Genomic DNA, 7932 nt, shown 5'->3' on the forward strand with positions numbered 1-7932 from the left:
CACACATGCCGAAGGGCCGGGCACCGTAACGATGCCCGGCCCTTCAAAGTCCTCCACCGGAGAGCGGCGGCCCCGACAAGCTGAACCCCGCATTCAAGGGGCCGCCCGCCACAGCTCACCGCCCGACCAGCGGAGCGACCGTCACTTCTTGCGGCGGCTGCCCCGGCGCCCCTGCTTGCGGCGCTCCGCGCGCGTCAGGCCGTCCGCCTCGGAGCGCACGGGCTCGTCGTCGCTGGTGAAGTCGCCCTCGACGATGCCACCCTCGCCGTCCACGCTCGGCGCGGAGAAGTGCAGCCGGTCCGGACGCTGCGGGGCGTCGAGCCCCTTGGCGCGGATCTCGGGACGGGCGCTCGCCTGCGCGGGCACCGTGTCCTCCTTGTCGAGGGAGGGCTTGTCGTCCTCCACGAGGACTTCCTCGACCTGCTGCTCGACCTGGACCTCCAGGTTGAACAGGTAGCCGACGGACTCCTCCTTGATGCCGTCCATCATGGCGGTGAACATGTCGAAGCCCTCGCGCTGGTACTCGACCAGCGGGTCCTTCTGGGCCATCGCGCGCAGGCCGATGCCCTCCTGGAGATAGTCCATCTCGTAGAGGTGCTCGCGCCACTTGCGGTCCAGGACCGACAGCACGACCCGGCGCTCCAGCTCACGCATGATCTCGGAGCCGAGCTGCTCCTCACGGCCCGAGTACTGCTCGTGGATGTCGTCCTTGATGGACTCGGAGATGAACTCGGCGGTCAGACCGGCCCGGTCCCCGGCCGCCTCCTCCAGCTCCTCCACGGTGACCTTCACCGGGTAGAGCTGCTTGAACGCGCCCCACAGGCGGTCGAGGTCCCAGTCCTCCGGGAAGCCCTCGGCGGTCTCCGCGGTGATGTACGCGTCGATCGTGTCGTCCATGAAGTGCACGACCTGGTCCTGGAGGTCCTCGCCCTCCAGGACACGGCGGCGCTCGCCGTAGATGACCTCGCGCTGGCGGTTGAGGACCTCGTCGTACTTGAGGACGTTCTTGCGGGTCTCGAAGTTCTGCTGCTCGACCTGCGACTGGGCGGACGCGATCGCGCGCGTGACCATCTTGTTCTCGATCGGCACGTCGTCCGGGACGTTCGCCATCGACATCACGCGCTCGACCATCTGGGCCTTGAACAGCCGCATCAGGTCGTCGCCGAGGGAGAGGTAGAAGCGGGACTCGCCCGGGTCACCCTGTCGGCCGGAGCGACCGCGCAGCTGGTTGTCGATACGGCGCGACTCGTGGCGCTCGGTGCCGAGGACGTAGAGACCGCCGAGGTCCTTGACCTCTTCGAACTCGTCCTTGACCGCCTGCTCGGCGTTCTCCAGGGCGCCGGGCAGGGCCTGGGCCCACTCCTCGATGTGCTCCTCGGGGTCGAGGCCGCGCTGGCGCAGCTCCGCCTCGGCGAGGTCGTCGGGGTTGCCGCCGAGCTTGATGTCCGTACCGCGGCCGGCCATGTTGGTCGCGACGGTCACGGCGCCCTTGCGGCCGGCCTGGGCGATGATCGGCGCCTCACGGTCGTGCTGCTTGGCATTCAGCACTTCGTGCTGGATGCCGCGCTTGGCGAGCTGCTGCGAGAGGTACTCGGACTTCTCGACCGACGTCGTACCGACGAGGATCGGCTGGCCCTTCTCGTGCTTCTCGGCGATGTCGTCGACGACCGCCTCGAACTTCGCGACCTCGGTGCGGTAGATCAGGTCGGACTGGTCCTTGCGGACCATCGGCCGGTTGGTCGGGATCGGGACGACGCCGAGCTTGTAGATCTGGTGGAACTCGGCGGCCTCGGTCATCGCCGTACCGGTCATGCCGGAGAGCTTGCCGTAGAGGCGGAAGAAGTTCTGCAGGGTGATCGTGGCGAGGGTCTGGTTCTCGTCCTTGATGTCCACCCCTTCCTTCGCCTCGATCGCCTGGTGCATGCCCTCGTTGTAGCGGCGGCCGGCGAGGATACGGCCGGTGTGCTCGTCGACGATCATGACCTCGCCGTCGATGACGACGTAGTCCTTGTCCTTCTTGAAGAGCTCCTTCGCCTTGATGGCGTTGTTCAGGTAGCCCACCAGCGGGGTGTTCACCGACTCGTAGAGGTTGTCGATGCCCAGCCAGTCCTCGACCTTGGTGACACCGCCCTCGTGGATGGCGACCGTGCGCTTCTTCTCGTCGACGTCGTAGTCGCCCGTCTCCTCCAGGCCCTTGAGCGGGTTGCCGGCCTCGCCCTTCTTCAGGCGGGTGACGAGCTTGGCGAAGTCGCCGTACCACTTGGTGGCCTGGTCGGCCGGGCCGGAGATGATCAGCGGCGTACGGGCCTCGTCGATGAGGATCGAGTCGACCTCGTCGACGATCGCGAAGTTGTGGCCGCGCTGCACCAGTTCGTCCTGCGACCACGCCATGTTGTCGCGCAGGTAGTCGAAGCCGAACTCGTTGTTCGTGCCGTACGTGATGTCGCACGCGTACTGCTCGCGGCGCTGGGCCGGGGTCATGTTGGCCAGGATGCAGCCGACCTCCAGGCCCAGGAACTTGTGGACGCGCCCCATCATCTCGGAGTCGCGCTCGGCCAGGTAGTCGTTGACCGTGATGAGGTGGACGCCGTCCCCGGAGAGGGCGTTCAGATACGCGGGCAGGGTGCCGACCAGGGTCTTGCCCTCGCCGGTCTTCATCTCGGCGACATAGCCGAGGTGCAGGGCCGCGCCGCCCATCATCTGCACGTCGTAGTGACGCTGGCCGAGGACGCGCTTGGCGGCCTCGCGCACGGTGGCGAACGCCTCGGGCAGCAGGTCGTCCAGGGTCTCACCATCGGCGTAGCGCTGCTTGTACTCCTCGGTGAGGGCCTTCAGCTCGGCGTCGGAGAGGTCGACGAAGTCCTCTTCGATGGAGTTGACCTGGTCCGCGATGCGGTGCAGCTTGCGCAGGATCTTGCCTTCGCCTGCACGCATGATCTTCGAGAGGACGGACACGGGGGTTGGTCTCCTTGCCGGTCGGGCCTGGGACGGTCGGTTTCCAATGACATGACTGAGCAACGGCCATCGTATGCGAGGACCCCGCCACGCCGGGAGCCTGCCGGGGACGCCGACCGTCCACTCCTTCAAATCTGCTTCAAAGGGGACAACGGCCGGGGGTCGCCGATGGTGCCGCGCCCCTCCGAGGAATTGCGCGAATTGTGATCACCCGCTCACGCAGCGCAAAAGCATGGCGTCCTTGTGCGCCGCCGAGCAGAATCGGCCGATGGAACCCGTCACGCTCACGACCGACCGTCTCCTCCTGCGCGCCGTCGGCCCGCAGGACACCGACGTCGTGTATTCCGCCGCCCAGGACCCCGAGATCCAGCGCTGGACGACGATCCCCTCGCCCTACCTCCTGGAGCACGCGCAGAGTTTCACCGAGCAACTGGTCCCGGAGGGCTGGGAGAACGGTTCGATGTTCACCTTCGGTGTCTTTCTCCCCGAAGGGGAGTTGGTGGGCATGCTCGCCATCACGATGCGCTCCCTGGGCGTCGGCGAGGTCGGTTTCTGGGCCACGAAGGAACACCGCGGCAACGGCTACATCACCGAAGCCACCGTCGCCGTCTCCCGCTGGGCCTTCACCCGCCTGTCGATCGACCGCGTGGAATGGCGTGCGGAGGTCGGCAACAAGGGCTCCCGCGCGGTGGCCGAACACGCCGGTTTCACCATCGAGGGCACGCTCCGCTCCGCGATCAACAACAAGGGCGTACGACGGGACTGCTGGGTGGGCTCCCTACTGCCGTCGGACCTGGGCCTGCCGTCGACCGCGCCGTACCTGCCCACCCAGCCGTAGCGCAGCCGTAGCGGGACGAATCCCCAGCTCAGCCCGCGTTGTCAGTGCCACCCTCTATCGTGCGGAGACATGACGAGTGCCCCGCGCCCCACGACCGACCTGTCGGCAGACGACGCCCGCCGCATCGCCCTGCGCGCCCAGGGTTTCCTCGGCGCCCCCGACCGCCGCGGGGGCGTGCGCGGCGTGCTCCGCCATCTCGGCGCGGTCCAGCTCGACACCATCTCGGTCCTCGCCCGCTCCCACGAACTGATCCCGTACGCCCGCCTCGGCGCCGTCCCCCGCAGGACGGTCGAGGACGCGTACTGGACCCAGACGCACGCCTTCGAGTACTGGTCCCACGCCGCGTGCATCCTCCCCGTGGAGGAGTGGCCCCACTTCGCGTTCCGCCGCCGCGCCTACCGGAGCCGCCCGCACTGGAACCACGACCTCCCCGACGGCACCTACGACCAGGTCATCAAGCAGCTCCGCGCCGAAGGCCCGCTCACCTCGACGGAGTTGGGCGGCGCCAAGCGCACCAGCGAGTGGTGGGACTGGTCCGGCGCCAAGGTAGCCGTCGAGCGCGCCCTCATGTACGGCGAGGTGGTGTGCGTGGAGCGCCGCGGCTGGAAGCGGGTGTACGACCTCGCCGAGCGCGCGATCCCGCAGGCGCTGCTGCACGACGAGCTGGATGACACGGAGTGCCTCCGCCGTCTGGTCAACCTGGCGGGCGCCTCACTGGGCGTCGGCACCCGCGCGGACATCGCCGACTATCACCGTCTCAAGGGCGAGCAGGTCGACGCGGTGATCGCCGACTCGGGCCTGGTCCCGGTCACGGTCGAGGGCTGGTCCAAGCCCGCCTGGGCCGACCCGGCGGCCCTGGAGACACCCCCGCGCGGCCGCCACCGCACGACACTCCTGTCCCCGTTCGACTCCCTGATCTGGGAGCGGGCCCGCACGGAGCGCATCTTCGGCTTCACCCACCGCCTGGAGGCCTACGTCCCCAAGCCCAAGCGGATCTACGGCTACTTCGCGATGCCGGTGCTCGCGGGAGGCCGGCTGGTCGGTCGTGTCGACCCCGCGCGCGAGGGCCGCACCCTGGTGGCCAAGCAGGTCACCCTGGACGGCGCGAAGGCCGTCCCGTCCGTGGCGCAGGCCCTGGTCGAGGCCGCGAGCTGGGTGGACTGCACGGACGTACGCGTGGAGCGGGTCGACGCCCCCGAGCTGCGCGCCCCCCTCGCCAGAGAACTGGTCCGCCTCCTGGCCTGAGGGACACCTGGTCCTAGCGTCAGCGGATCTCCAGGATCTTCTCCCGCATCGCGTAGACGACCGCCTCCATCCTGGAGTGCAGCTGCAGCTTCTCCAGGATGTTGCGCACATGGTTCTTCACGGTGTTCTCGGAGATGAACAACTGCTTGGCGATATCGCGGTTGTTCATTCCGGTGGCGACGAGTTTGAGAACCTCCAGCTCACGGTCGGTGAGCCGGGGCGCGGGCACCAGCCGGCGCTCGTCGGTGCGCTGGATCATCGACTTGAACTCGGTGAGCAGTTTCGACGCCATGGAGGGGCTGATCTGCGACTGTCCGTCGGCCACGGCGCGAATGGCGGTGGCCACTTCGTCGGTCGAGATCTCCTTGAGGAGATAACCCGTCGCGCCCGCCTTGATCGCGTCGTAGAGATCGGCCTCTTCGTCGCTGATCGTGAGCATGATGATTTTCGCGCTGGGCGCCACCTCCTTGATGGAGGTGCACGCCTCGATCCCGCCCCGTTTCGGCATCCGTACGTCCATCAGGACGATGTCCGGCAGCAGATCCGCGGCCTTGTCCACGGCCTCGGCGCCGTCGCCCGCCTCGCCAACGACCTGGATGTCCTCCTCGGCCGCCAGCACGATCTCCAGGCCGCGGCGGAAGAGGGCGTGGTCGTCCACGACAAGGACTCTGATCGGCTCCTTGCGTGTCGAGCCCGCTTCCGGGCCCATGCCGACGACGCCGCCGTCGGCATCCCCGACATGCATCGGTCCGAAGCTGTCCGCCATCGTTCCTCCCCCTGAAGGCTGTGGCCTGTGGTCCTGTGCCATCGCCAACCCAAGGCAGCGGCCCACCGGTTGGGCCTGTACGGCCATGATTCCATGCCCGGACGACAGTGCGGTCACGGAGCGGGGCGCGAAGTGGTCGCACACCGGTGCCCCTGGGTGCGCACACGCGCTCCAGGGGCACCGGCTCAGCTGTCTGCCGGGTGGGTCAGCCGCCCAGCGTGCCGCCGGCCGCCGGCGGTTGCGCCTGCGTGACCATCGGGTCCGTGCTGAGGTGGATGACGCCGTAGTCGTAGGCGTGCCGTCGGTAGACGACGCTCGGTTCCTTGGTCTCGGAGTCGACGAACAGGTAGAAGTCGTGTCCGACCAGTTCCATCTCGTAGAGCGCCTGGTCGAGGGACATCGGAGAGGCGACGTGGGTCTTCTCGCGGACGACGAGAGGGCCTTCGCCCTTGACCTCCAGCGAGCCGATCTTCTTGGTGGGCACACCGTCCGACTGCTCGTCCGGGACGGCGTGGCCGTTGCCGTTGAGCGTCGCGGCACCCGGGACGTGGTCGGGGACCTCGGCGGCAGTGAGCCGACGGGCGCCGCGTCGCGTGTTGCGCTTGTCGTGCTGCTTGCGCAGCCGGGCATCCAGCTTCTCCGCCGCGAGGTCGAGCGCCGCGTACGGATCGTTGGCCGATGCCTCCGCCCGGATCACCGGACCGCGGGAGCGGAGCGTGATCTCCACTCGGTCACAGCGGTCGGCCTGTCGGGGGTTCGGCTCCTTGGACACCTCCACGTCGAGGCTGATCACCTTGCCGTCGAGCTTCTGGATCTTCTCCAGCTTCAGCTTCTCGGCCACGTGCTTGCGGAACCTCTCGGGCACCTCGGTCTTGCGGCCCTTGACGACGATGTCCACGCAGAACTCCGTTCCCGGATCGCTCCGCTTCGCTGCGGAGCGTCTCCCTTTCGCACCAGGCTCCGGTCACCCCGGAACCTCGGACTCGGTGACTTCCACCTCCTCCTCCCCCATGGGCAAGATCTCCACCCCATGGCGGCGGGTGATTGCAGAAAACCCGCAGCACGGCATTCGGATAGGAGAGGTGCGGCCTGCGCCTTTCTCTCACAACCGAACATATCTCGCCCGGACGGATGTCGTCACCCTCTACCGCGGCGTACCTCCGTTCAGATGAATTGCCCCTGTCATTACCTGCAACGACGCAAGTTCACGGTCAGTTCCGGTTTATTTCGAAGGAATCTGGCGACGCCGCGATCACCGCAGCGTAGATCAGGTCAGCCGGGCCGTTCACACTCACGATTCCCGGTGCACTGAGTGCCATGTCCCTCCCGTTCTCCATTGGTCTGCCGTTTGATCTGTCGATCTGTTCTCCTCTGCCTTCCCTGGACACACGCGCATACACAGCGCCGGTCGCGCCAACTTCTCCGCCACCCGTGACCGCCTCCCGCACGGCACGCGCCGCCTCCCTCAAGGAGGCCCCGGTCGTCATCAGGTCATCGACGAGCACCACCGGACCTCCGACGAGCAATCGCGCACCACCCGCGACCACCTCCAGCGCACCGTCGAGATTCCGCATCCGCTCCCACGAGTTGAGCCCCGACTGATCGGCGACCCACCGCCGCTGCCGCAACACGGCCACCACCCGAGCCGGCGTCCCGGTCCTCCGCAACTCCGTCGCCGCCGCGAGCGCGATCCGCCGAGCCGGATCATGCCCCCGAGCCCGCACGGTGCTACGCGCAGAGGGCACGGGGACGAGCAACACCGGCGCCTGACCGTCACCGTGACGCCGGGACGGAACCCGACCGGCATCCACCTGCCACCCGCCCTGGGGCTGGCGATGCCCTGCCTGAACCTGCCCGACCTGAGCCTGGCGATGCCCTGCCCGAGCCTGCGCGGCTTCCGCAGCGTGAGCCTGTCGTGCCTGCGGCTGCCGTACCTGGCCCCGCCTGCCCTGCACCCGGCCTGTCTGATCCCGCCCACTCGGCGCCGCACCAAGCCCTGCGCCAAGCCCCGCAGCCTCCGCCGCCGCCTGTCCCACCTCTCCCGTGCCAGGCCCGGCCACCCCAGACCGCGCGACCTGCCCACCACCAGAGCCGGAATCTCCCGCACCCCGCCCCGACTGTTCTGCCA

7 protein-coding genes are annotated in these 7932 nt (G+C 68.2%); 3 read left to right on the forward strand and 4 right to left on the reverse strand.

The annotated features are described in order from the left end of the window. Window positions 1-141: 141 nt before the first annotated feature. On the reverse strand, window positions 142-2955 hold the full coding sequence (gene secA / locus AC31A1_RS41760; RefSeq protein WP_033287184.1) for a preprotein translocase subunit SecA: 2814 nt from the start codon (window positions 2953-2955) through the stop codon (window positions 142-144). Window positions 2956-3223: 268 nt separating this feature from the next. On the opposite strand from secA, the gene AC31A1_RS41765 reads away from it, so the two are divergent. Continuing rightward, the gene (locus AC31A1_RS41765) at window positions 3224-3793 is read left to right on the forward strand and encodes a GNAT family N-acetyltransferase (protein ID WP_489658307.1); all 570 of its coding nucleotides are present in this window, start codon (window positions 3224-3226) and stop codon (window positions 3791-3793) included. Window positions 3794-3862: 69 nt separating this feature from the next. Next, a complete protein-coding gene (locus AC31A1_RS41770) occupies window positions 3863-5038 on the forward strand; it encodes a winged helix-turn-helix domain-containing protein (RefSeq protein WP_489658308.1) in 1176 nt (391 codons plus the stop codon). A gap of 19 nt (window positions 5039-5057) precedes the next feature. Here the strand turns inward: AC31A1_RS41770 and AC31A1_RS41775 are convergent, their stop codons facing one another. The 3 genes from AC31A1_RS41775 to AC31A1_RS41785 all read right to left on the reverse strand — a co-directional run bounded on the left by AC31A1_RS41775 (window position 5058) and on the right by AC31A1_RS41785 (window position 7378). Continuing rightward, window positions 5058-5804, reverse strand: a complete 747-nt coding sequence (locus tag AC31A1_RS41775; RefSeq protein WP_033287181.1) for a response regulator — start codon at window positions 5802-5804, stop codon at window positions 5058-5060. A gap of 205 nt (window positions 5805-6009) precedes the next feature. Then, window positions 6010-6702, reverse strand: a complete 693-nt coding sequence (gene hpf, locus AC31A1_RS41780) for a ribosome hibernation-promoting factor, HPF/YfiA family (protein WP_019056767.1) — start codon at window positions 6700-6702, stop codon at window positions 6010-6012. Between the two features lie 313 nt (window positions 6703-7015). Further along, on the reverse strand, window positions 7016-7378 hold the full coding sequence (locus AC31A1_RS41785; protein ID WP_489658309.1) for a ComF family protein: 363 nt from the start codon (window positions 7376-7378) through the stop codon (window positions 7016-7018). 204 nt (window positions 7379-7582) lie between these two features. Between AC31A1_RS41785 and AC31A1_RS41790 the strand changes: the two genes are divergently transcribed. After that, a partial coding sequence (locus AC31A1_RS41790) for a hypothetical protein (RefSeq protein WP_489658310.1) occupies window positions 7583-7932 on the forward strand: 350 nt, incomplete at its 3' end.

The organism is Streptomyces sp. P5F9 (assembly GCF_057961495.1).